Origin of the sequence: Thalassoglobus neptunius (assembly GCF_007859735.1) — a bacterium.
GTDB classification, from domain to species: domain Bacteria; phylum Planctomycetota; class Planctomycetia; order Planctomycetales; family Planctomycetaceae; genus Thalassoglobus; species Thalassoglobus neptunius.
In genome coordinates this window covers 672,190-695,770 of the sequence record NZ_SIHI01000001.1, presented here as the reverse complement: position 1 = coordinate 695,770, position 23,581 = coordinate 672,190, and the positions used below count along the sequence as shown (strand labels likewise).

At 50.2% G+C, this 23,581-nt stretch carries 33 protein-coding genes and 1 tRNA gene; 1 reads left to right on the top strand and 33 read right to left on the bottom strand.

Annotation, left to right across the window (positions count from 1 at the left end):
* Window position 1: 1 nt before the first annotated feature.
* From KOR42_RS02815 to KOR42_RS02665, 31 genes are all read right to left on the bottom strand, one after another.
* Window positions 2-346, bottom strand: a complete 345-nt coding sequence (locus KOR42_RS02815; RefSeq protein ID WP_146507096.1) for a hypothetical protein — start codon at window positions 344-346, stop codon at window positions 2-4.
* 149 nt (window positions 347-495) lie between these two features.
* Window positions 496-795 (bottom strand): hypothetical protein, encoded by a 300-nt coding sequence (locus KOR42_RS02810; RefSeq protein WP_146507095.1) that lies wholly within the window; start codon window positions 793-795, stop codon window positions 496-498.
* 253 nt (window positions 796-1,048) lie between these two features.
* Entirely contained in the window at window positions 1,049-1,579 is a 531-nt protein-coding gene (locus KOR42_RS02805) for a thioredoxin family protein (RefSeq protein WP_197440804.1), read from the bottom strand.
* Complete coding sequence (locus KOR42_RS02800) at window positions 1,576-2,430, bottom strand: C1 family peptidase (protein WP_146507093.1); 855 nt, start codon at window positions 2,428-2,430, stop codon at window positions 1,576-1,578. Before KOR42_RS02800 ends, KOR42_RS02805 begins: the two co-directional genes overlap by 4 nt.
* Window positions 2,427-2,744: a hypothetical protein gene (locus KOR42_RS02795; protein WP_146507092.1), complete on the bottom strand. Its 318-nt coding sequence runs from the start codon at window positions 2,742-2,744 to the stop codon at window positions 2,427-2,429. Before KOR42_RS02795 ends, KOR42_RS02800 begins: the two co-directional genes overlap by 4 nt.
* On the bottom strand, window positions 2,741-3,064 hold the full coding sequence (locus tag KOR42_RS02790) for a hypothetical protein (RefSeq protein WP_146507091.1): 324 nt from the start codon (window positions 3,062-3,064) through the stop codon (window positions 2,741-2,743). Before KOR42_RS02790 ends, KOR42_RS02795 begins: the two co-directional genes overlap by 4 nt.
* A gap of 641 nt (window positions 3,065-3,705) precedes the next feature.
* A complete protein-coding gene (locus KOR42_RS02785) occupies window positions 3,706-3,924 on the bottom strand; it encodes a hypothetical protein (RefSeq protein WP_146507090.1) in 219 nt (72 codons plus the stop codon).
* On the bottom strand, window positions 3,924-4,130 hold the full coding sequence (locus tag KOR42_RS02780) for a hypothetical protein (RefSeq protein WP_146507089.1): 207 nt from the start codon (window positions 4,128-4,130) through the stop codon (window positions 3,924-3,926). The genes KOR42_RS02785 and KOR42_RS02780 overlap by 1 nt, the downstream gene beginning before the upstream one ends.
* Window positions 4,131-4,223: 93 nt before the next feature.
* The gene (locus KOR42_RS02775) at window positions 4,224-4,652 is read right to left on the bottom strand and encodes a hypothetical protein (protein ID WP_146507088.1); all 429 of its coding nucleotides are present in this window, start codon (window positions 4,650-4,652) and stop codon (window positions 4,224-4,226) included.
* Window positions 4,653-4,975: 323 nt separating this feature from the next.
* Window positions 4,976-5,395: a single-stranded DNA-binding protein gene (gene ssb / locus KOR42_RS02770; protein WP_146507087.1), complete on the bottom strand. Its 420-nt coding sequence runs from the start codon at window positions 5,393-5,395 to the stop codon at window positions 4,976-4,978.
* 525 nt (window positions 5,396-5,920) lie between these two features.
* The gene (locus KOR42_RS02765; RefSeq protein ID WP_146507086.1) at window positions 5,921-7,057 is read right to left on the bottom strand and encodes a Spo0J and IME4 domain-containing protein; all 1,137 of its coding nucleotides are present in this window, start codon (window positions 7,055-7,057) and stop codon (window positions 5,921-5,923) included.
* A 46-nt stretch (window positions 7,058-7,103) separates the two neighbouring features.
* Window positions 7,104-7,340, bottom strand: a complete 237-nt coding sequence (locus KOR42_RS02760; protein WP_146507085.1) for a hypothetical protein — start codon at window positions 7,338-7,340, stop codon at window positions 7,104-7,106.
* Window positions 7,340-9,148 carry a DEAD/DEAH box helicase gene (locus KOR42_RS02755; RefSeq protein WP_231740872.1) on the bottom strand — a complete coding sequence of 603 codons (1,809 nt, stop codon included), beginning with the start codon at window positions 9,146-9,148 and terminating at the stop codon, window positions 7,340-7,342. The genes KOR42_RS02760 and KOR42_RS02755 overlap by 1 nt, the downstream gene beginning before the upstream one ends.
* An 11-nt stretch (window positions 9,149-9,159) precedes the next feature.
* Window positions 9,160-9,951, bottom strand: coding sequence for a hypothetical protein (locus KOR42_RS02750; RefSeq protein WP_146507083.1), 792 nt, complete (start codon window positions 9,949-9,951; stop codon window positions 9,160-9,162).
* 20 nt (window positions 9,952-9,971) lie between these two features.
* Window positions 9,972-10,268 carry a hypothetical protein gene (locus KOR42_RS02745; RefSeq protein ID WP_146507082.1) on the bottom strand — a complete coding sequence of 99 codons (297 nt, stop codon included), beginning with the start codon at window positions 10,266-10,268 and terminating at the stop codon, window positions 9,972-9,974.
* Window positions 10,265-10,591: a hypothetical protein gene (locus KOR42_RS02740; protein ID WP_146507081.1), complete on the bottom strand. Its 327-nt coding sequence runs from the start codon at window positions 10,589-10,591 to the stop codon at window positions 10,265-10,267. Before KOR42_RS02740 ends, KOR42_RS02745 begins: the two co-directional genes overlap by 4 nt.
* A complete protein-coding gene (locus KOR42_RS02735; protein WP_146507080.1) occupies window positions 10,588-11,436 on the bottom strand; it encodes a PD-(D/E)XK nuclease-like domain-containing protein in 849 nt (282 codons plus the stop codon). The genes KOR42_RS02740 and KOR42_RS02735 overlap by 4 nt, the downstream gene beginning before the upstream one ends.
* On the bottom strand, window positions 11,433-11,759 hold the full coding sequence (locus KOR42_RS02730) for a hypothetical protein (protein WP_146507079.1): 327 nt from the start codon (window positions 11,757-11,759) through the stop codon (window positions 11,433-11,435). Before KOR42_RS02730 ends, KOR42_RS02735 begins: the two co-directional genes overlap by 4 nt.
* Window positions 11,756-11,929, bottom strand: a complete 174-nt coding sequence (locus tag KOR42_RS26405; protein ID WP_197440803.1) for a hypothetical protein — start codon at window positions 11,927-11,929, stop codon at window positions 11,756-11,758. Before KOR42_RS26405 ends, KOR42_RS02730 begins: the two co-directional genes overlap by 4 nt.
* Before the next feature lie 184 nt (window positions 11,930-12,113).
* The gene (locus KOR42_RS02725; RefSeq protein WP_146507078.1) at window positions 12,114-12,932 is read right to left on the bottom strand and encodes a DNA adenine methylase; all 819 of its coding nucleotides are present in this window, start codon (window positions 12,930-12,932) and stop codon (window positions 12,114-12,116) included.
* Window positions 12,929-13,198, bottom strand: coding sequence for a hypothetical protein (locus KOR42_RS02720; protein WP_146507077.1), 270 nt, complete (start codon window positions 13,196-13,198; stop codon window positions 12,929-12,931). The genes KOR42_RS02725 and KOR42_RS02720 overlap by 4 nt, the downstream gene beginning before the upstream one ends.
* Window positions 13,199-13,329: 131 nt before the next feature.
* Entirely contained in the window at window positions 13,330-13,581 is a 252-nt protein-coding gene (locus KOR42_RS02715) for a hypothetical protein (RefSeq protein ID WP_146507076.1), read from the bottom strand.
* The gene (locus KOR42_RS02710; RefSeq protein ID WP_146507075.1) at window positions 13,578-14,006 is read right to left on the bottom strand and encodes a hypothetical protein; all 429 of its coding nucleotides are present in this window, start codon (window positions 14,004-14,006) and stop codon (window positions 13,578-13,580) included. The genes KOR42_RS02715 and KOR42_RS02710 overlap by 4 nt, the downstream gene beginning before the upstream one ends.
* A 62-nt stretch (window positions 14,007-14,068) precedes the next feature.
* Entirely contained in the window at window positions 14,069-14,986 is a 918-nt protein-coding gene (locus tag KOR42_RS02705) for a hypothetical protein (protein WP_146507074.1), read from the bottom strand.
* Between the two features lie 66 nt (window positions 14,987-15,052).
* On the bottom strand, window positions 15,053-16,195 hold the full coding sequence (locus KOR42_RS02700; RefSeq protein ID WP_146507073.1) for a DNA polymerase III subunit beta: 1,143 nt from the start codon (window positions 16,193-16,195) through the stop codon (window positions 15,053-15,055).
* Window positions 16,196-16,383: 188 nt separating this feature from the next.
* Window positions 16,384-17,022, bottom strand: coding sequence for a hypothetical protein (locus KOR42_RS02695; RefSeq protein ID WP_146507072.1), 639 nt, complete (start codon window positions 17,020-17,022; stop codon window positions 16,384-16,386).
* Between the two features lie 107 nt (window positions 17,023-17,129).
* Complete coding sequence (locus KOR42_RS02690) at window positions 17,130-17,687, bottom strand: hypothetical protein (protein WP_146507071.1); 558 nt, start codon at window positions 17,685-17,687, stop codon at window positions 17,130-17,132.
* A 470-nt stretch (window positions 17,688-18,157) separates the two neighbouring features.
* Complete coding sequence (locus KOR42_RS02685) at window positions 18,158-18,616, bottom strand: hypothetical protein (protein WP_146507070.1); 459 nt, start codon at window positions 18,614-18,616, stop codon at window positions 18,158-18,160.
* A gap of 35 nt (window positions 18,617-18,651) precedes the next feature.
* Entirely contained in the window at window positions 18,652-19,716 is a 1,065-nt protein-coding gene (locus KOR42_RS28135; RefSeq protein ID WP_231740605.1) for a DUF6745 domain-containing protein, read from the bottom strand.
* Between the two features lie 662 nt (window positions 19,717-20,378).
* Window positions 20,379-20,711: a hypothetical protein gene (locus KOR42_RS02670; RefSeq protein ID WP_146507067.1), complete on the bottom strand. Its 333-nt coding sequence runs from the start codon at window positions 20,709-20,711 to the stop codon at window positions 20,379-20,381.
* Between the two features lie 315 nt (window positions 20,712-21,026).
* The gene (locus tag KOR42_RS02665) at window positions 21,027-21,230 is read right to left on the bottom strand and encodes an excisionase family DNA-binding protein (RefSeq protein ID WP_146509968.1); all 204 of its coding nucleotides are present in this window, start codon (window positions 21,228-21,230) and stop codon (window positions 21,027-21,029) included.
* 316 nt (window positions 21,231-21,546) lie between these two features.
* On the opposite strand from KOR42_RS02665, the gene KOR42_RS26395 reads away from it, so the two are divergent.
* Window positions 21,547-21,623 (top strand) — tRNA-Ser (locus tag KOR42_RS26395).
* Window positions 21,624-21,908: 285 nt separating this feature from the next.
* Here the strand turns inward: KOR42_RS26395 and KOR42_RS02660 are convergent.
* The gene (locus tag KOR42_RS02660; RefSeq protein WP_146507066.1) at window positions 21,909-22,358 is read right to left on the bottom strand and encodes a hypothetical protein; all 450 of its coding nucleotides are present in this window, start codon (window positions 22,356-22,358) and stop codon (window positions 21,909-21,911) included.
* 253 nt (window positions 22,359-22,611) lie between these two features.
* A complete protein-coding gene (locus tag KOR42_RS02655) occupies window positions 22,612-23,418 on the bottom strand; it encodes a DUF1559 family PulG-like putative transporter (RefSeq protein ID WP_197440798.1) in 807 nt (268 codons plus the stop codon).
* Window positions 23,419-23,581 lie beyond the last annotated feature (163 nt).

Sequence of the window (23,581 nt, the reverse complement as noted above, 5' to 3'; positions counted from 1 at the left end):
GTTAATTCGCCGCTCTGATTGACTCATTCTTTTTCGACGTGTAAACAACAGGCTTCTCCTCGTCGTCAACAGCAACTTCCGCCCTCAGTAAGATGCGGTCTAAGAGGTCTGCGTCGCGCTCCTGATCGGCTCGGAATTCTTCAACCACAGATTCAACACTGTTCGCGATCGATTCCATCTGCTTTGTGTGCTGCTGCTCTTCAATGTTGTTGAACGCCGGGCCATAGCTGTAAATCGTGTACAAGATCCCGAAAAGCAGGATCGTTGCCAGTCCTTGATTGAACAGCCACGCTGCAAACTTTGTCCAGAAGTCTTGGCCGGTTAGTTTCTTCAATGCCTCGTTCATTTCTTTTTACTCTTAGTTGTAATCCTACCTGTGTGATCAATTGTGATTCCGGTTGTCTTGTTCATTCTTTGCACCCATCCTCTCTTCTATGCCCTTTACCCGTTCTCGCAGTTCTGCAATCTATAATTACACCGCAAACGACCCAATGCTCATTTCTTCCTACCCCTCTTATACGCCCTTAAAAACTTCCAAATCTCAAATGCCAATCGAATCAGGAAGAAGACTTGAGTGACCGAGATGCCAACAAGTTCCGCCTTCCGCCCAAGCTGTCGGCGGAGCTTGAACAGAGACGGAGCATTGCCACCTGCGTCGATAATCGCTCGATACAGGCCGCGTAATTCAATCGCAATGGTCTGGGGTGTTGGTGAGCCATATCGACCAGCAATCGGACTCTCGAGCCATTCGTCAAGCTCCTCGACTGCTGACAGATAGGCGACTGGATTGTTCATTTGGATGCCTTTTTCGCAAAGAATACTCTTCGAGAAATATCACCATGAACGGGAGTCGTTAAAGATTCAGTAACAAGACCCATCTCAATGGCTTTTTTGACAAGCTTACCGGCTGGCCTTGCGTAGCTCTGCCTGTTTACATTGCGACGCCGACCCTTTGCTCTCCAAAGACGTTCGCCAAGTTCAGTGCAAGTCATTCCGGGATGCTCTCTTAACTCGAGGACAACATCATCGACAGTCACAGGCTTTTCACTCATTCACCAGCCCTCTCAATCAACTGCTGTTTCGAATACAACAAATGCGAATGAACAACACGCCTATTCTGCATCCAACACGTCAACGGAACGGCATTCTTCCCTGTTGCTCGCTGACCCAATCGCCACATATCCGGGTTCTCGTCAATGTCGATAAATTCGATTTGCGGCGCGTCTCTCATGTCACCAAGTTGAGCTTTGTATACCTTGCAAGGCCCACACCACGAAGCTGTGAAAATAACCAGCCGAGGCGAGTCAGAATCCTCCAGGTAATCTTGAAGGCTTGAGAAGGTTCGACTTTGCACTGCGACTGGTTCACGAAATTCCTCAGCGAATGGCGTTACACTGGGAATAGATTCTTCGACCACCTCCTCTCCGGGTTCCTGGTTGATAACGTCGGACAAGGTTGCTTCACTCAACTCGTCAAGTTCGCGAGCTGCCTCCTGCTGATCGGAGTGTTGCTTGAGCGTGTATCCCCATGCTGTGCAGGCTAGGAGGCAGAGGGTGATTCCGATTTGGTTTGTATTCATGATTCCGATTCCCATCCATCAACGGCATCGTCTGCCCATTGATCCAATGACTCCTTAACCTGACTCACCTTGCGTGGTGCTGGTTCTGCCATATCGCTCACGCCGATCGCGACTGTATACCGCTGCCTCAACATCGAATTGAACACGTCGGCAGGAATCTCGAACCAATAGTTGTGTGAGTTCGCGACGATCAGATTCCCCGTCTTTCGATAACCAATCACAGCAATCGCATGACCGCCACCGCTCCCCGCTGCCCGTCTGGCGACCTTGCGACCTTCAGGATTCACTGCGAATATGGGAGGCCAAGAGATTCCCAGACTGATCGCACCACCGCCGCCAATCCATTTCACAGCATCGTCATAACTGCGAATTCCGTAGGTCTTCTTGATCCGATAGGGTTTGGCCGCTTCGTAATTCTCAGGACTCAAGATGCGAGCAATCTCGCGATCGTCGGGATACCTCACTGGGTTCGGATAAGGGGCATACTCAAGAGAGCAAACACCATGATTCTGAGCAAGCTTCACGCCGCCTGAGATCGTCGAACCACGGTCACTACCGAGGAGCCCGTCAATCTTCTGAGTTGCCAGATAAGCAAAGATATTCGAGAGCTGGATTCTATTCCCGCCACCCGCAACCCACATTAAGTCCTCAATGCATGATGCGATGTCATGACCCTGACAACTCCCCATCGAAGATTGATTTTCCAACCGATGCGGATCCGGTCCAATATCCGGTCGAACCTCATCAGGTAGAGCAGCCGCAGAGAATGATCGCGGGATCGGTTCCGCTGTTGCCTGTGCGAGAAAGGCCTTGTCTTCAAGATCGTAACGCCAACCGTTCGTGTGGATCATCGATTGGCCTCCTGTTTCTGCAATCTTACAGGAGCGCTTCCCGAAACCTCGTCATCCGTGAAGAGATCATCTTTTGACGCAATCGCAAACTTTGCGTCCCGAAGATTATCCATTACCAATCGAACTAAACTTTGATCACCAGCGTCTTTCAAGACTTCCACGCGAACGACATGGCAATCCGGCAAACATTGGATCTGGCGAATATCTGATGATTTTGCAAAACCGTCAAACATCGTCCCGTTACAATCCATATAGCTAACAGCCTTCTCGTCTGATAATTGACCGTCTGAGACACTGCACATAAGCCACATCATCGACTAGCCCTCCCATTCAGAACACCAGCAATCCCGTCGAAGTCATCGTCATTCAACTCGCCAAGTTCACCGGACAATGTCGCCTGATAATCTTCCGCTGCACTCGCCTCGTACGCCTGACGAATCCGCGTCGATAATTGAACCGCTGAGAGTTCAGGCACGTCATCAGCGATAATCACAAGCTTCTTTCTCAGAGACTGCTCAAATACGGATTGCGTTGTGAATGATGGCAGAGAGATCTCAGGCAGATCGAACGTTGACGATGCCCACAGAAGGGCAGATGCTGCGATCAGAGATAGGCCGATTGTTCGGGAGGTCATTCGGATGCCTCTTCGAATTTACCTAGCTTCGATAGTTCTTCCTGCAATTTATGGTACTCAAAAATGGTGGTACTGGCGAAATTCATGCATACCTCAAACCGTGACCGCCACCACCCACATTCCCTTTCGGATCCTGAGAGCTTTCGACTTAGCGATTCAATCTCGCCTTCAAGCTCCACAATGTGGTTCCCGCAGTCATCTTTCTCGGTTTTCAGTTCCGCAATCTGCTTTCGCAATTTTAGTTGTGTGTCTTTCTGGTCAACGCTCACAAAATTAAAGTGAGACTCCCAGCCGTTCGCGGATTTCCTCCAATGGTCCCGGTCTGCCTTTACCACTCCAAGTTCACAAGCTGTGCGAATCGCAATAACAGCCAAGATACATGCACTGACAGAAACGATGATCAATGAAGCTAGCATCACCGAGCCTCCCCGAACTCAACACCCCGAATCGCAGACACCGCGACGGCTTGGGGTTGTGACTGTTCTTGTTCACTCGCCATGTGGGCAGCCACACCCCCCTGTGACACAGCAGGCACAAAAGAAGACACCCCAAAAGCAATCTGCATACTCAAACCTCAAGAGGAACCCAACGGCTAAAAGAGCGTGAATCACAGCACAAAAAACAGAAGCACCACAAACATGTCACTCACCCCGCTTCAAGATGTCGTCAAGCTCGTCCCGGAACTCACACGCCTCACCACGGGTTAATGTCATCGCCGGGAACTTAATCGTTCCTGGAACCACAGTAACGCGACCTTTCGTAGTCGTCTGCGTCCGCAGCCCCGACATCCATGCCGAGACATACGGATACGCAACAACAGTCAGTCCAGAAACCAAGAGAAAGATGGCGACGTAAGACATTAGTCTTCATCCCCGCCGATGTCGTCCGGGATGCCAATCACTTCGCGAACATGATCGACAGCCGCCTCAAGAGCCGTCTTGTCGGTGTATCGCTCAAGAACATCGATCAAGTCATCGACGAATTTACGGGATGTCTCAACATCCATTTGGGCGATAAGCATGGGGATAATGTAGCTCAAGCCCCATTGGAGAACACTCTTATTCATTACTCCAGCCTCAACCATTGTCTGGGAGGCTGGGTCGGCGGTTCCGACCACCCAAGAAGGGGAAAAGAATTAGTTCGGTGAATTGTAGCTAAATCAGGATTTGGGATCAATATCAGATTTCTGTAATTCACTGCTCAACAGGCTACATAATGCGGAAACGTCTTTATGAACAGACTTTAGAAAATCGAGCGACAATTCACTTTTTCCAGAACCCGTCTGGATCGTCCGCAACTTCGCTTCGACAGTCTTGCGGAATCCGTTCTGTCGCACCGTCCGGAAGATCGCAGCTTGCACCTTCTCGTCATCGTTCAACGCTAAGACACCGGCGAACCTGTTAAGCCACGATCTAAGTCGCTCGCGCATTGCCCCGTTGTTGGTGTCAGCATGAATCTGTTTCACAGCATCGACCACTTCCGCGATGTCGGTTTCCGTGATCCATTGCGCTTCAACGTCGGCTCCCAATGACGGGTTTGCTAGCATCATTCCCAGTTGCAGCAGTTGAACTGTTCTTTGCTTATTCATTTGCATTCGTCCCGCTTGTCTGTTGCTGAGCGAAGGCGCAACGACCCCACCGGAAAGGCAGAGTCGAATGCTTGTCCGCCGCTTTCGCTTCAGGCATTGCACCGTCAAGTCTCGTTATTTTTCACGCGGTCAGACTCGAAGAACCCCTACGCCGCGTCACACTGCTGATACCAGCTCACCTCAGACCGGACGTCGAACACCGCCTGAGAGCTGTGATGTCTCACCTCTATTATCGTGAGCAGATAAGCGTCGTGCCCCTCAGGGCGAGAATGTGCCGACGCCGCACGAACAAATTCAGTGGTTCGGTACAATTGTACCGACGCTTAAAATGGGACTTCCTCATCAGTAGCCGCTGAGTTTGCGGGATACGCACCCTCTTGATTGCTTGCCCCCCCGCCTGACCCACCTTTGCTGCCAAGCATCGTCATGTTTTCGCCGATGACTCGCAGCTTGGATCGTTTCTTGCCCGTCTCCTTGTCCTCCCACTGATCAAGCTGTAATCGGCCTTCAATCAGTAGAGAACGTCCTTTTCCGAGGTATTCGCCAGCAACTTCCGCCTGCCGGCCCCACAGGGTGACATCAACGAAAGTGACATCCTCTTTCTTCTGATCGGTCTTCTTGTCGAACCACGTCCGATTCACAGCCAATCCAATTTCCGCAACCGCCGAACCGCCGGTTGTGTATTTCACCTGTGGATCGCGGGTGAGGTTGCCGACAAGAATCACTTTGTTAAATGAAGCCATGTGCTAATACCTTACTCTGAATTTCAAATGGTAGGTTGTGTGACGACTGGGTAACTAAGTCGCTTGGGAAATCGCAAAACCGAAATGCACGGAATTGCGTTGGCGTGCTTCCTCTGTTTGCGATCAACTTCCCTGGGATTTCACCACCATGCGTGCTCATGTGCCTCGTGACATGTCCGCGAAACACTGACAGGTCGATAAGCGACCACTGCTCAACCAGTTGAGTTTCATCACTTCCAAACCCGTAGAAAAGGTGCTCACCCCACCCCTCGAGAATCTTTCCAAATTCAGACTTACCTCCATTGGACGCACGGAAGCGAACCGTAAACTCCGAATTTCGGCTAATATACTTCATCCTACGAACACGACACCCGACGCGAACATCTGCCGCTCGCATCACGAAAAGGTCGGTGTTTCGCTTCGCGTCTTCTTCCCAATCTGCAATAGACGACAAACAGAAACCAAGACACATCTTGATGTGGGGAATGAACTGGTCGGACCATTGCTTATTTGTGGGAAACTTGCTCATGCCTCGTTCCCCCATACATCAAATCCGTCAATGGAACGCCGATTAAAAATGTCAATTCGATCACCATCGGTAACACGCCGCACGACATCATAGAATTCTTCTGGCTTTTCACTATGCCTGCCTCGAGGAGCGGTAAAGCATGAGTTGAAAGCTTTTGTATCAACAAACCTTGGCGCCCCCTTTCTCGCGTAGATCGCAAATTCACAGTTGTATTGTGGAAGGCCGATTGGTTGAAAACCTCCCGGTTTATGCCAGACGAACGCGCAGACATACTTGAACCCCCACTCCCCAAGCAACCTTAGCGACATTGGAAGGAACCTTTGGGTCGTCCAGAGCCACAGGTGGCAATCTGCCCTCGCTGGCATGACCATCCCAGACAATTCCTCTTCGCTCATCGTGGGGTAATCGAACCCGCCTTGATCTGGTGCAACCTCCCGATCGATCTTCTCCATTGGCCAAGGAGGATCAATTACGATCACATCGTAAAGCTTGCCGAAGCTTTGTTTAACCTCGTTTGCGGTGATCTCCTCGATTTTCCTTTTCGCCTCTTTCTTCGCCTTCACTTGGCGTGCAATCTGACTCACTCTACCTTGACTTATGCCGAAATCTGCAGCGATGTCCGATTGTTTGTGGCCTTTGTCAACCCGCTGGAAGATTTCCTGTTTTGCTTCACGAGGAATGCTTAGTCGCGCGTCTGGTTTATTAGCTTTGCAACCAGTTGCATTGTTAATATCCAGCCATTTTTCAACCGCTTGATGGCTCACCCCGAACAACCTCCCAAGTTGTTCTTGCGTCCATTTTTTGGGATCTTCCTCGCGAAGCTTCCTGGCAACATCCTGCATTCGCTGGCGAATTTCAGCTTTACGCTCTGGTGTTAGATGCAGTCGCTTCAGATTGTGTGAAAGAACAAACGCTCTTTTATGTGCGTCCGTCGTCAAACCCTCCACGACGCGATATGGGACATCCTTGCAAACTGAATACCGATTATGACCATCGAGGATATTGTCCTCTTCGTCAACCAGGATCGGTTGAAGCACGCCATGAATTGCGATGTCGTCTTCGAGAGACCTTCTCTCGTCACCCGACAGTGTTGCTGCCAAGTCTTTGTACGGAGTCTTAAAACCCTGAGCCATGCGCTAATACCTTTCAAGAACAGATAGTGTAGTGGATCAAGTGAAGTTATGTGTTAAAAATTTGTGCCGACCAGGACCGATTCATTGCCTCTTTTGACGTATGCCGTTGGGAGACTTGGATTAACCTTTTCCAGGCATTTTCAGGAAAACTTTGATTGAGTTGTCCGATCTCCACAGCCGCCACGATCGTCGTTCGTAACAGGGTGTCCATCTCATCGCCCCGATCGCAGGCTTTCCAGATTTCCCGCCACTCCTCAACAGTTAATTCGACAGAATACATCATCAAAAGATCACCTGTTGATTCGCGGATTTCTCGACCTCCATGATTCGAATTTGCTCTGCCATCCGATCACCACCGATGTTTTTGCTTTTGATCCAACTGATGTACCATGCGGGAAGTTGGCCAAGTCTTTTGCCTTTATACTTCCCGAATGTAATCCGGTAGTCTTTCCCTTTTGCGTTTTTCAGTTGAGTAATCACTGCCCCCGCTTGTGACCTGCTATATCCGGTTGCGGTTTCCGGACTCACTCCCAGTTTCATCAGGAAGTCAACCTGCTTCTGCGTCGCCTGATCCCATTGCGGTTCGTAATCCTTGAACGGATCGAACCCTTCCCCACCAAACAGATCGATGTCAGTTGAGTCGTAATCAAGGTCTTTAGCCTTCGTTTTGGTGCTCAATCGTTTCTGTCGAGCTTCCTCTTTTCGCTTCTCCCTTTCTTCGCGAGCTTGCTTCATCTTCTCAATGAGCTCTTCCATGTCTTCCGCAGATTTGGATTCTTTTGCGTACTCGATCGCCGCAAGTAAATCCTCCTCAAAGACATCTTCACCGGAAAGAACATCACCAGTGCTGATGATCTTATGCCGCCCGGAATCGCCCACGAAATCGATCACGAGCGCGTAAGGTTTCGCAGATGCTGCAATCGCCGCCCTTCGTTCTTCTGCTGTGTCCAGTCCGTCAACAACACCGGGAAGGGTTCGCGTCCCTCGACCGATTCTCTGTAGATACCTGGACTCACTCTTCGTCGGCCTGGCATTCGCAACGATCTCAGTTCCCGGTGCGTCGAAGCCTTCCGTAAACACTTCGCAACCGACAAGGATTTGTGTTTCCTTGGAATTGTAGCGGTCAACAATCGCCTTGCGCTCATCATTATCTGTCGACTCTATAACACATTCTGCTGTCACTTTGTCATAAGCGTTCAGGGCTGCCGTTAGATTGATCGCGTGAATGATACCCGACGCAAACAAGATCGTTTGCCGACCCTGTGCGATTTCCACCAACGGACCAGCGACAGCATGCAACCGCTCTTCCTGTTCTTCGTCAGTGTCACCGAGGAATGCCCTTTCAACGCCACTATCAGAAAGATCGCCACCGGCTTTCGTCTTCACGTTCTCGAGAGACAATCCGGCGACTTGAACAAACGTCTGCCTGATCGGGCAAAGCCACCCTTGATCTATCGCCGTCTTTAGATCCATCTGGTACGCACATGACTCAAATACATTGTGCATCCCAACTTTATCGGCCCGCCTCGGTGTTGCTGTGACACCGAGCACTTTACAGTTTGGATTCTTCGTGAAGTGCTGTATTACTCTCCTATATGTTGTTGCCGTCGCGTGATGAGCTTCGTCGATGATAAGCAGGCTGAACTCGAAAGGGTCAAACCGTTCCATTCTCCATATTTTCCCACGACCGCCGCACCGCTCGCACTCCTTGCCATCGCAACATCTACAATCTCTTTTCCCATTTAATGTCTGAACGGAAGAACAGATTACCCGTTGGCGATTAGCGTAGCTTGTCCCCATCTCTTTCCCGGCAAAGTGACCGACCGCCTTAGCGTGACCAATTGCCTGATCAATCAACTCTCTCCGGTGCGCTAAGACGAGGATTCTACCGCCAGAATTAGCCTCTTCTTCAATTACTGCGCTAAACACAACGCTCTTCCCGGTTCCAGTCGGAAGGACAAGCAGTGTTGTCTGAACACCAGAATCAAACTCACGAAAAATCGCAACCTTTGAATCTTCTTGGTAGCACCTGAGAACAACATTATCCTCTGCTGGGATGTCGGCTACCTTGACGTTGGGAGTTTCAAACATCAACCGTTGATTCAATTGCACTTCAAGACATCCTTTTCTGGCTGAGTGAGCAGACCCTTCGACGAGACCGGAATGAATCGCCGGAAGCCGCACAGGTCACACTTGCCAGATCCATCACACCGAGGGCAGGCAGTCCAATAGCGACTGTCACGAATCTCCTTCTTCGCCGCTCGCAGTCGCGTTTCCAGATCAGCAACGTGAAGGAATTCCGAGCCGGGAAGCTTGCCGAGTTCATTCAATTCGCGAAGGGTTGCGTCTAAGGTTCTCGCACAACTGGCAATCCGAGCACCAAGTTCGTAGTGGGCAGACAGGTGGTCCGGAACCGATCGATTGCAGTCATCGAGAATGATCGACGGTGACGGTGCCTCTTCCGTTTCTTCCTCGTCATCGCCCTCAAGGAAGTCTTCAAGTTGCTCCTTTGCCGACGCAACCGCTTTGGATGTCGGGACTTGCGTTCCCTGCTTGCTGGCAACCTCGATAACTTTCGCCTGTTGTTCGGGCTCCAGGTCGCGAATTTGACGCGTCGCCCGCTCTGGGATTTTGTCAACCATGGTTGACATTTCTGGAAGCTGATCGGTGATTGCAGCCACGACTTCAGTGTGAGCAATCTTGTTGTGCGCATGCTGCCGTGAGATCTTCCACCGCTCTTGGCAGTATGCTTCGAACGTCTTGTGAGTCGCCCGGTAGAGACGGTCGTCGCGAATTGTTTGCATCGCCCGGCCAACCATCGAGGCGCCTTTCTCGATGTCGAGTTCGCAGGCTTCCAGTGTTCGCTTTTCAGATGTCGTGAGTGCAGTCGTCAATTTCGTTTCCTTGCTCAAAGTTAAAATGCCAATGCGTCAATTGCTTCAGGTGAAGATGTGTCAAACTCCCACAAGTTGGGCTGTTGTCCGCATGGGAAGGGTTCCGGGATCGACCGAATATCAGTGATGTTCCACAGGAATCGACCGTCATCTCTTGTCACACAATCTGCTACCAATGCCGTCGCGATAATGTGTGTTGCAGTGCTGACTGCAATTGGGCCTCGGTACAATGTTCCGATAGTCGCTGGGAACGAGACTTCAGACTGCTCGGTAAACTTCGCCGCCAACTTCGGCTGTAAGATTGTCAGTGCTTTCATTTATCCCTCACCCGAATACAGTTCACAGTTTTCCCGCTGAGCTTTGTCGTTGTGACATACAGCGTGATCGACTTGCCGGGCCACTGACTCGGCTTATTCCCACACGCCTTGGCGACGGAATCACAGTTCGTCTTATTGAGGACGAGCGGTTTCTTGGCCCGCTTGAACTTCAAGACAGGGGCGACTTTCTTGGCACCTCCACGAAGGGTTAATTCCTCACGGCTTACACTTCCGATCTCAACTTTGATATCCCCTTTGCCTTCGATGTCGAACCAACGGAGATAAGTTGAATCAAACAAGGCTTCCCAGTGATCCACAGTCATGTCGCGTCCTCCCAATCAAGAGCGATGTCATCCGGCATTCCCCACACAGGCCACTCGATGTCAAGCGACTCATTGCCACCATCGACGCCAGGGAATAAGTCTTTCGCGATGTCCTCCTTAATCTGCTCAATCAACTCACAGGCAAGATCGAACCCGTGATCCAGGAGCGTCTCGTCCATGCGATAACAAACGACATCGGGGACGCCTGTTGTCTGGGCCGCGATTAAGTAGACTTCTTCAATCTTCTTCCCGGTCGCTCGTTCGAACCATTTCTTACGGCAACCCATGTCGATGTGATATCCGAACCCACATGAAGACATTCCGAACTTTCGCGAGCTGACATCGTTGGTGAACTTGGCATCGAGAAGAACACCTTTGCCGTCAACAGTGCTGACCGCATCAATTCGCGTCTTGCACTGCACCCCACCCTCGACAGCTAATAGGGTCACTTCTGGGATACACTCGGAGAGCAACTTGTTCACAAACGGTTTTTTAACTGTCTCCATTGCAAGAGTTGTCGCGTTTTTGGCATCCTTGGTTTTCACGAGCGTCTTTCCGGGATGCTCATCACGAAAGGCTTCGTACTTCTTCCCTTTCTTCACGCCATCATAAATTGCATACCGATCGTCAAAGGTTTCCCCTTCAAGTAATAGACAGTGACACAGCGTCCCGAACTCCATCGCTGATGTTGGAGGCCGCCTGTTGTCGTAAGCATCTTTCGCGTCCATTGCAGACCGTTGACGTTTCTTAATCGTCGAAGGCCGTAACCCGACGCGGCTTTCATAACTCTCCCAAGAGTCATCTTCGATCACCGCCTCAATTGTGCCGCTTAAGATTTCTTTCATTTCACCACCCCCAAGATCACCCGGCAGAACTTAATCAGGTCGCAGAGTCGAATTGTCACGAGCCACGGCTTACGATTCTTGCGATGGAATACAGACGGGATCTCGCCTTCGTCGGCGTCACGTTCTGCCTGTTCGATCGCATCACCGACGTTCAACCGCTCCACTCGCTTGCACTCAACGTGAACGCCTTCAATGCCTACAACGTCGTGACCATCCACGCCGTTGTATTGTTGGCCGCGTCGGCATTCCGTTCCAAGAAGGCTGTTCAGCTCTTTGGACAATTCCCGCTCACCGGCTTTGCCTTTCTGGTTTCCGTTCGTCATGCGTTCGCCTCCAGTTCTTTGCGGATTGCCTCAGATTCTTCCGTCGCCTTCTTAATCTCTTTGCCGGACCGTTTAGCGACGATGCTGTTAGGCTCGAAGTTCTTGATCTCCGTGACACACTCAGCGAGAATGTCACACAGAAGGTCCGTCTGGTAAATCGCTCGTCTCACCAGTATTCTCAGCTCCAAATCGCTCACTGTTTACATCCTCCTCACTTGGATTAAGTGACCCCCACCGATGCACAGGCCGCCAACCGTTAATATCGACCACATCGCAGACATGCACATCCCCTTCGTCGTTTAACTGTGAACCACATCGAGAGCATTCAATCATTGGGATTCCTTTCGTGCTCCTTTAATAGTTCATCCAAACACATTCGACTTTCTTCGGTTTCGTCTTGCCTCCACTGGCCTTGTTGTCGATCTCAAAATCGACACGACGCCAATCACTCTCATCAGCGAAGCATTGATACATTGCCGACGGATACCCACTCAGCAAGAACCGCCCCTTAATTGACGAGAGAATGTTTAGCAGTTCCTCATGCTGACCCTGAGTCATCTCGTGTTCTCTGTACTCGCCTGTTGAGGTTCGCGTCTCATGAAGGTAAGGCGGGTCACAATAAAAAACCGCTTTCGGATGGTCGTACTTCTTAATAAAGTCGAGTGCGTCCATGTTGCGGATTTCAATACGTCGCAATCGCTTGTGAAACTCTGGTAGTCCGTCGATCGCACTTAACCAGGCCGAGACGTTCTCGTTCATCCCCCGTCGGACTCGCGTTGTTGGTGTTGCGAAATCCCTGCCGAGACCTTGGCGGGATTGACGATTTCGGATGAAGAAATTGATTGCACCATCGGTATCGATCCCAGCTTCCTGGACATGCTCGCTATAAAGAGCTTCACGGAATCTCTTTTCGCTAAGTGGTGTATTCTCTAATCCCCACTGAAGAATCATGGCAGTGATTGGATCTTGGAGAACCTTCCAGAAGTTAAACAACTCAGCATTCACGTCATTTACGGCCTCGCTAATCCCTTCCGGGTCTAACGCGAATGTCACGGACCCGCCGCCAAAGTACGGTTCTCGCCACAGATGCCAAGTGTCGCGCGGAGGTAACAGTTCGATGATCTTCTTAGCGAGATACGCTTTTCCGCCATGCCATTTTAGTACAGTCTTCACTTCGACTCCTCATAAAAATCAACGCGCCAGTGCATTGCAGACTCACGTGTCACAGACTTAATCTCGCGACGTTTAATGTACTTTCGGTAGTCCACAGACACGCAAGATGACGCGATTCCTGTCTCATTGAACTCATCCGCAACAATGATCATGTACCCCGGACCTGACCGAGCGACGTTGTAAATCTGGCAGTTAACCACGAGCCACATATTGACGTCTGTTGATGGTCGACTAGTGAACGTTCTTTGTGGTGGGTTATCACTCATTCCGCCTCCCCTTCAATCTTGCACTTGGTCCAGTGCCGGTCCTACTCGGGTGCCGACAACACGTAAATCACCCTTCACTGACCAATGGTTGAAAACGTGATCGCAGTAATCGTCAATTGCTGTATTTTCAGTCATAACGATCTCCATCTATAGTCATTGTCAATCCACTCGAACGCTTCGACGTCGCCAATGATGTGTCCCAAGAGTTCCCAAGGGTCAGAATCAAACCCGCCGAAGCCACGCTGCTCCAGGCACTCGATTCGCCATGAATCCGGTATAAGTGAACTCGCAACCGCAACACCGAAATACCATCGGTCGCCTCCATGTTTTCGGTACCGAAACCGTTGCGGGAATCGTTGCTCAATTGCTGTAGTTTCAGTCATTTCTCACTCGCTTTGTCTTTAATGATTTGACTGTCTACCCACTTCCGCATGCGTTTCCAGCGATCTTCGGGAGACTCAGGTTTGCCATACCAGTTTTCGTCGTTTTCCCATTCGATCTCCGCTGCGAGTTGATGGGCGATGTTCACTGATTCACCGACTTGCTCAGGGTCTTCGTAGTTGATTTTGCTGACGTCAACGCCCCTCGCTTTGCAGACAACTCCGATTGTGCAACAGTCGCCGTCACTGTTAATAAGTTCACTAGAGATGAGCACCTTCTCGGGCATCGCGTCCATTGCTTCCGCAAGCTCTTTCAAAAATGCTTGACCACGCTTTCCGCGAATCGCACTTTTAACTTGCGCTCTCCATCGGCCATAAACTAAAGGGTCATCGCTACAAAGATCTTCAACGTAACCACTCCGATTCATTGCAATTCCACCTCAACCTTAAACCCAATTCCCAAAATGAAAAACTAACCCCGCCCGCCCCGCTACAAAAAACACACGCCAGAATTGCATTCACTCTCAGCGTCTTTCATTCGATTCCCCGTCGAGAATCCATTTTCCTTTAGCTTACGAAGCGGGATCAGCGTGTTTGACACGTACACTGGATAAGTCACCCCGCAGTGCCTCAAGTCCCGAATCTCGTCATCGACCTTGCAGGCCAACTCGAACTGCCCTGGCCGTTCTTCCGCTTGTTTTTTTCGGCTCGACAATCCGTGCGCGAAGCAGATCTCACACATCGATCGAGAAGGCATTGGAATTCCGAACTCCTCATAGAACTCAGACACCTGTTGTTTATCAATGTTGAGTTCATTCAGAGGGAACCGGACAGGCATGTATTGCGGCTGCGAACTGTGATCAAATCTGTTAACCCGTCGCACTTCGTCAGACGTGAACCCGATCCAGCAATCTACCGTGAACCGATGACTACTTGTCGCAGGGTCGATCTTGAATTTGTCGCGACACCACTTTCGGAACGCCCGACGTATTGGCTGAATCTTGTAGTGGCTGGTGCATTTGTGCACGAGTTGCCCAGCACCAAGATCGCCTTTGTCAACGAAGAACGGAGGGTTGTCGAGCCGCGACCGATTCCTGTTATCAAGCAAGTCATCAGTAATATTCGGGCCGTCAGCTACTAACACGGGAAGTCGGTCGGTTGTGTTCTCTTTCAGCCAATCTAGATAGTTGTATGTTTCCGGGTTCTCGTTACCGGGATCTGCGATAATACAGACAACTGTCGCCCAATCCCCGTTTGGAGACACTGGTTTCAGCAGCCCTAGACGCATCGCCAAGAAGAGGAAGCTTGATTGCGTTCCACCTGACAAATTGAGGCATACAACCCAGTTCGACGGGACTTCCCACCGAGGATGCGACGCCTGCATCTTGTCTAAATCTGGAAAATTCATCACGCTCCCAATTCTTAGTTTAAGAAGAAACTAACCCCGCCCGCCCCACAGATAAGCGGGCGAGACTCAATCGCGAACCAGCGGCATAACAGCGCAGACGTCACTTTCGCTCTTGATTAACTGTGCGGCGTCAGCACTACCTGCAATCCACTCAATTGTGGATGCAGCATCGATCGTCCTTAACTGCTCTGACAGAAACCGTGGGTCAAGATTGACAGTGAACTCGCCACCACGGTTAATGACGACAGGGATTGAAACTTCCGATGTTCCGACGTCACTCCCTGACCCGCTGATCGTCAAGTTGTCATCCTTGAACGAGAATTGGCATCCGGAGCTATCTTCATTTAGTACGATTGCAGCTTGACGCAAAGACTTAGATAGTGGACCTACCGTAATCGAAAAACTGTAGACGTCTGGAACATCAACGATTTGCTGCCACTGGGCAAATCTCCCCCCAAGGAATCTTGCCCACACTTTCCCACAAGGAGAGGAAAACTGGATTGCGCTTCCACTACGAGAAACAGTAACCTGCCCTTCGCAAATGCCTTCAATCGATTTAAGCGACTTGTACGGGACAACACACTCTCGACTTGGCAGTTCGATGCCTCCTGATGTGTCGTTAATACTAGACACTGACATCCGGTTCCTGTCGCAACCAGCGAGTGTTAGCCTGTTGTCAGAAAACTCGAATAGCACCCCACCAAATGAAAATCGAACTTCAATCTGCTTTTTATCAACGGCCTGTGACACCCACTGAATTGAACTCAGGAGTTTCCCGCCATCGACTGTTAATGCTCCTTCGTCGCACGATTGCGCTTCTGGAAAGTCGGCAATGTCAACTGTTTGGATTTCCCACCTATTGCCATCACCGAGAATGGTAATGTTGCCATCACCATCGATGATTTCAACATACTCACCAGTCAGCTCTCGGCAGATTTGATGAACCTTAACAGGAAGGAGGACTGTCCCTGGACTTGGGCATTCAACTGGATAGCAGTCATCAGGTGTAATGTCGATTGTCAGCGACACCTCAGTGTCGGTCGCGTGGACAGAGACACAACCCTCTGTTGCTGCCAGGCGAACGTACTTCAGGACGTCTTTCGGTGTCCTTGCTGGAGTCACTGAAAAGCACTTCGCAAGTGCTTTAGTGATTGCATTTGTGTTAATCTTTACCTTCATCTTCCGAGTGCTTTCTGGTCTAAGTGCCATGTGTCTTCCAGGTGATCGAGCATCCAGTCGCGAGTTCTTCGAAGCCCCCGCCTTTCAATCACTCTCTCAAAGTGCTCAACCTTCTCTTCTATCGCGGCGCCCCGTTGATTAACCTTTGCTTGTTTATCGTTTTGCATTTAATAACTGACCTTTCGTATCGCCCTACAAGGAACACGCAACCGACCATGCTAATTCGGTTCCGTGATGGTGAATTCTTTGGCGTCTCCGTTGAGTCCGTAGCCGTGCGGGAGGTCGATATTGAGTTTGATGCAGAGGACGCGGTCAGTACTGGACGAGTAATCCGCAGCCTCTCGCGATTCATAGCAAAACACAGAGTCATAGTCCTCTACTTCATCCTTGAGGACATTCAAGTACACAGTACGCTTAACACGCGGCTTCACTTCGACGAGGTCGAACATGTTTGTTGCATCATCATCAAAACGGTTCCCGGATCTGGTGTGTCGAATTGGATACTCGATTCCATCCTCGATGTACGCACCAATGTATATTCGAGGCTCCTTCCCATTGCTCGAATAATGGACGTACCGATACCCATGCTTCCGAGTCTGGTACTCCTTGTTTATAGGGTCAATCTCTTCTGGTTCTGGCTGCTGCTCTTCGGTGACGGGTTCGAGGTGTGATGCGGGGAATAGATGCGGTTCTCCATCGCAATCGACAAGTACGTTACCGGATTTATAAACTCGGATGACTTCGCGACCTGTACTCGCGTCGCCAAACCTGTTCACACTCTCGTCATACCAAGCTGAATAGTCATTAACCCTCCGAACAACCCGCACTTTATCCCCAACCTTAAACTCACGACTCATCACTCACCTCACATGTTAGTTGTCATAAAAACCCCGACGCCGACAGATCCGCCGACAGTCGACGCCAGGGGGACAGCGTCTAGAACTGACGCTGCGGACGTGTTTGTTTAAGAGTCCTTGACTTCTCCTATTCGCATTAAGACGCCCGTTGCTGGTCCATCAACAGTGTCCATCTCCATCACTAATCGACCGTGCTTGCTGACAGTGAATTTGCATACCAATCTCCCGCAGTCATCTCCGACGGCGATTAACTTCAATGCGTCGACAACAGTGGACAACTTCTCCAGGTCAACGCGGAACGCTGGTGCCGAATCCATGTCATCTGGAAGCGTAGATTGCCATCGAAACTCTGGATTCGTCTTTGAATTAAACGGGATGTAAGTGTCTGTCTTGCGATCAAAAACGTGATCACTTGACGTCTGGCTTTGCTGCTCGTCAGAAACCTCAATGACCAATAGTTGATATTTATCAGTTGACCATGCGTAACCGTCTACGAGGTGGATCTCATTGATCCACGGCTTGATGTCGTCTTGCTCAACTTTGCGAATCATGTCCAAAGCACAGATTGTTTTAACGCTAAGCTTATCGCTCCTATCTTCAGGATGAATATCGCCCATCGGTTCCTGTTCCTTGTTCTTGTGTTCGAGCCATCTTTCGAGTTGCATATCTACCCCTCCTACTCATCACTCATGCCGCCCACAAAACACGCCCACAACGTGAGAGCGATCGTGATTGACAGCGAGACAATGCACATCACGAGCTGTGATGCGTATGGGCTGGAGATGAGGTCTTGCATTAGCGCGTACCTTTCACGCAGAAGGATCGTTGCTTTAAAAGACACCGGCAGGGTTCGAACCTGCATTCAGGGGGTTAGATGCCTACGCGGACAAGCGTTGTGATATCCCGCACCTGATTCTTCTCGCTAATCTAGCGTCTACCAGTTCCGCCACGGTGTCAGTTTGCCGGAGTTTCGTGGTATCCGGCTCCCTCTGACGTTGAGGACCAACAAACCTAAATCGCGTTAGTTTTTCCTATCCTTTAGTCTTCTTTGTTAGTGTTTACATCGAAACTCTCCTTGTAAAAAACATCAAAAAACACGTTCTTCTTTCACTGCCTTAAGCCCGCGCAATGGCGGTTAGTCTCGGGCGCGAGCCTCAGCTTTGAGTTGCTCGTCCCAATTGCGTTGATACACAGTTTGAATCATCATCCCCTTTGGAATCGTCAAGTCTCCGTGTGTGGGATGAACGACGGTCACATCGCGGGTTGGGCAACGAAAAACAGGACCTAAAAGACCGGAACGACCCCGCTGCCAGTTCTTAACTCCTCCAGGGAAATACATTTCAACACCTTCGACGCAATCGAGACAGTGCCGCTGACCTTGTGTGTTTCCGACTGCCAGTTGCGAGACGGGTTTACCTGGCTCGTATCCAGTAGGCTTTGAGTTCACAACCCCGAAGTACACATCACCTTGAGGGAAGTAATCCTTCTCGGTTGCTGCTTCGCTGAGTCGTTCTGGTTTCCCGTGTTCGATTGACTCCAAGTGTGATTCTTGTTCGTTAATTACAGATGCAGCATCCTTTGTAGCAGTACTCATTCTCAATCTCCTAAAACGTAAGTGGTTAAGGTAAATTACGTCCGTCCAATCGATTGGCGATCGCCAAACGCGCCAGCCATCCAGCTTTGAGACTGTTCGCAAGTGGCAATCTCTTTCGGGACTCCCAGGCAAACACGCTTGCCGCTTGGGCAGGTCGCAACATACCGACGTGCCCCGTCTCTTAACTCAAAAAGAGCCTCTTTGGTGTTCTCGATGTTATTCGATCGGGAGTCAACGAGTTCGGCGCCTGACTCCTTTAGGTATTGATACCACCCAAAACGCTCGACTCTAATTGACTTGACGTCATTGTTCCCTTCTGTCTCAATCTCTTCGATTGTCTGTGTCTCTGGGTGCATGACAATCTTTTCGTCCACTCTAATGCCATCGATAAACCACCCCCCCCAGCCGTCGGGATAGGCGAACGCCATCCCGGATTCGTTGTGTAGACGTCCTTCACTGTTAAGGTGCAGTTCCGAGTGTCTGTGCTGGAGGATGCACACATGCTTGTAAGGAATCCACCAGCCACAGTGTTGCGACAACTCGATAAGCCCTATTAGTTTGTCGGTCTCTTTCCTGAGATCGCACACAGTTCGAAAGAAGTCATAAAACGACAACCAACCCGCTTCATGATTGCCCCAGACACTGTCCCCAACACTGCCCTCAACACTATCCCAGACACTGCCCCTAACACTGCCCCTAACACTATCCCAGACACTGCCCCTAACACTATCCCAGACACTGCCCCCAACACTGTCCCAGACACTGTCCCAGACACTGTCCCTAACACTGTCCCTAACACTGTCCCTAACACTGTCCCAGACACTGTCCCTAACACTGTCCCAGACACTGTTCCCAACACTGTTCCCAACACTGTCCCCAACACTGTTCCTTAATATTGCTGCTACGATTACTCCACTCAACGGACTGTCACACACAACGAAGTGTTCCGGAGTAGGGAGATTCGCCAATTTGTAACACTTAATTGCTGCCGCTTTCGCAGCGTTGAAATTCAAAGGTGCCGTCGAAAGTCCGATCTTCGTCCACTTGTCGACGAACTCTGGAAACCGGGCCACTTGCTCGGGTGTTAATTTGGTGATCATGATCGTCTCGCTTATTCTAAATGTTCTAAACAACCCCCCGACGAGGAGCGGGCCGACTCAACTCGCCGGAGGAACACCACAGAGTGGGCTAACTCCGTGGCGTGGGAAGGTTCTTAAATTCCAAGCTCGATTGGATCGAATGAATCGTCATTGATCCACGGATGATGTCTTAAGTGGGGAAACTTCTTCACAACGGCGTCGGCATATTGGATTGGCTCATTCCAATACTTCACAAACGCATCTTCCAGCGCACCATAAGACGGTTCTACCTCGTTCCCCCTGCACCCCTCTGACTCTTCGACTTCGATTACCGCTGACCGAAGGTCGTTACATATCAGACAGATCTGAACTGTATCCTCATATGACTCGTGGCCACCTTCCTCTAAGCATTCTTCCGTTGGTTCCATTTCCCCGCACTCAACGCAACACTTCGTTAGGTGGATTCTGCGGTAATCACACCCTTCTGGGATTCGGACTCCACAATCCCAGCAACAACAGCTTGCATCTACCTCGGTAATGGAATCATCTGCTTCGTCTGCAATCCATTCGCATTCATCGTGATTGAAACACATTTTTTGCCCTCCGATTATTATGACCGTGACTTCAAAAAAGGTGCGGCATCATGCCGCTGTTGGCGTCTTGCCACACGAATTCATTTCGTGTCACTTCTCGTTAAAGCATCTATTGGTGTGCCGCTGGATTGCACAGTGCATCGATCCTCGACTAATTGAAAAGGTTTCAAGAATCCCATCAATCGGGATACCTTCGTGATACAAGTCATGAATAATTTGGTCTCGCTTTTCGTCAATTGTTAGTCTGTCATGAGTCGATTTGATCCAATTGAATGGGAGAGTCACAACCATCTCTCCGTCGATGTCGTTAATTGCTTCAAGGATCATAATTCGGCCTCTCATGTCGGGTTCGTTGTCGTACTGCTCGAAGAGTTGTTCTGTTCGCGTCAGTTCGTAGTCACAGTCTGTGTTGTTAGTGCTCACTGATTGACCAGTTCGTTAGACCGAGCAGCTTCGTTTACAAAGTTCGAAAGTTCGTTCGATACATCCATGCCGTTGCTGTCTCTGCAATCAGCCGCTTGGTACGATTAACAGCCCGCCAGTCTCCCCTCGTCGCGTGATAGGCGAGCACCTTTGATTGACACTCAATGAGATGTTGCTTGTATTGTTTACGTGTCACTGTTCGGCCTTTGTTGTTGGGATCAAAATGAGATGATCAGTTAACCTTCAACGGTGAACTGCCTTCAGAAATTGCATACTCACTACATCGCCACGTCGAACGATCGATCGTTGTCTTACTCATAGTTCCGCCCCTTTGTTCTCGATTGTTTCACCAGCAAGCTTGTAGACGGCAGTCCAGGGAATCCGTTTGTGGGTTCCGACCATGACAACCGGAAGTGTTCGATCGCGAATCCATGTGTAGACAGTTGCTCGCGAAACGCTAAGATACGCTCCCGCCTCTGTTACTGTTGCCAGTCCGGTTTGTTTCGTTCTCGTCTCCATGTCTCCCCGTGACCTCTTGTGAATTGCCATGAACATGAGTGGACAATAACTTTAGAATCGGCTGTGTCTAGACGTTCCACGACGGATTAACATGATGGTTTATGCGGTGAAATACGTCTGACTGCCTGTGAGTGGTCAGTAGAATGCCTGAGAGTGGAATAGCGACATTCGAAAATAATTCTTGTGAGTGCGCAGAGAGATCGCGAAAACGCCAAGTGTTAGCAAAAGTGTTAGCAAATTCCGCCCGATTTGATGCCCGTTGTGGTCAAACCCAATTTTCAGAGAATGGGGACCGCATAAAAACTGCCACCGGTGAACACCCATAAACACGAGTGGTCTACTAACTCTGGTTTCCTAAACCAAAGGTCGTGGGTTCGAATCCCGCCGGGGGTATTTTTCTTCACTTCTGAACGCGTCGCGACGTCGAAGTCCGGGCAGCGAGTGCGCAGGCAATTCCCGAGACTCTGCCCGCACACCGATCCTACGTTCGCACCGATTCTGATCGGATGAACGATCCGCGCACGCGAACGCCACGATCGCCGAACGAAACGCGTTCAGAAGAACAATGCGAAGTGTTAGAGCATTTTCTGTTCTGGTTTTCACTCACTTGCACGAGCAGACTCAGCCTATTACCTGATGAAAAAGTTCAAGCGAGTGCACCGAAAAGAACAACATGCTTTAGTTGAGTGAAATATCGATGTTCGCTTCGGTCGTATTGTCACTGACCTCGAACTCCAGCGGGGTCACTGCGACTGTTCCGTATTTCTCGGCAATCGCCTTCGGATTTCCGGTCACATTTCCCGACTGGGCTGCCATGGCTTCGTCGTCACTTGTGGGAGAGTAGGCCAAAGTCACTTTATGCTTGTCGACTTTCGCGCCTTTGTCCTTGTAGGTGTACCACAATTCAAACTGGCCTTCGGCGTTGGTCGGCATGTTGCTGACACTTGGACGCCCTGTCGACGGTTGAAATGTCACGATATACCCAGGCAGCGGTTTCCCATCGAGTGTTAATTTGCCGCTCACTGTCGCCATTTCCGGGCGATCACTTTGTCCACCACAACCGACGGCGAACAAACAACCGACCAGACACCATTGCCACAAACCACGTTGTCTCTGAGCCTCTTGCATGACCATTCCTTCACAACTCCCATCTTTGCCATAAAGTTCGCCGCCGAAAAAATTGCTGAAAGAAGCGACTGGCGAACGTGCTCATTGCTGAATTCGAACGAATTCTGGAAACATCAATTCATCACTCACCGAACTCCTCCTCTTAACGAGGACACGCCTGAATTGACTCAACTCAGAGGGTTCGATGAGAAATCGAAACGTCCATTGAGTGTTGAACCACTTCAGTACGCATTTTCGCAGAATTCTGAGAGAGCTAGTCTCTAATCACCGTGTCGACTTCACCACCTGCGCGACTGAAGGTTGCTTTGTAAGATTCAAAGTCGACATTTTCGGAAATAAACCTGACGGACCCGTCAGCCATCGCAGCTTGAACACCACCTGGATGTTCGCTGTAAGCTCCCCGCGTATTAAAGATAAACGCGTCGTTCGGAGGAGTGGGTCGCGGAGGACTTCCGGGAACCTGTGGACAGACATAACCTTGCGACTGATGATGCACGAAGAAGAACGGATTACATCCATGTTCGATATTACACCAGGACTGAGGAGCCCAGTGAGGTTTTTCCAGAAGCATAAACGTGTTGGACGCCCCGTCGGTAATGTCCCGAATCCCGACTTTGCTGTTAATATAGCCAATCCCATCTGAACTCCGCTGATTCCTCTCAGTACAACACCCACTCGCCGTGCCGCCGTTCATTGAGTAATCCTTAAAGCGGGTAATGGGGTAAGTCGTGCTGTGATTGGAAGGACAGTGAAACGCTGAAGGTGCATTGTCTGCCGCTTCCTTATTCGCAACATTCCCGAGCTGTCCACGCAGTGAAACAGCTTGTGGAATCGTCGTGCTGTTGTAGTCTTCAATCTCCTCAACATAAGCTGGCAGGCTAAAATCAATCAGATTGTAAAGTGGAGATGCGTCCAGGTAGGGCAGAATGTAGGCGGACCAGCCGAAGCTTCCCATAATCTGATTGTTCGGGCTCGTGTCTCGAGGCCAGTTTGTGGGGTCTTGCAGGTTGAACATGTTTCCAGGCGGAAACGTATTGAAAGTGTCGTGGTAATTATGCAACGCCAGACCCAATTGCTTTAAGTTGTTCTTGCACTGAGAGCCTATCCGGAATCCTCTTCATGCTGTAAGTCGGTATTTGAACGGAGCTTGGTTGGGTGAAGGAGCTAAGCGGCGGAGCATGCGACCAATGGAAGCCACATAGATCATGGCTTCCCTCGATTTG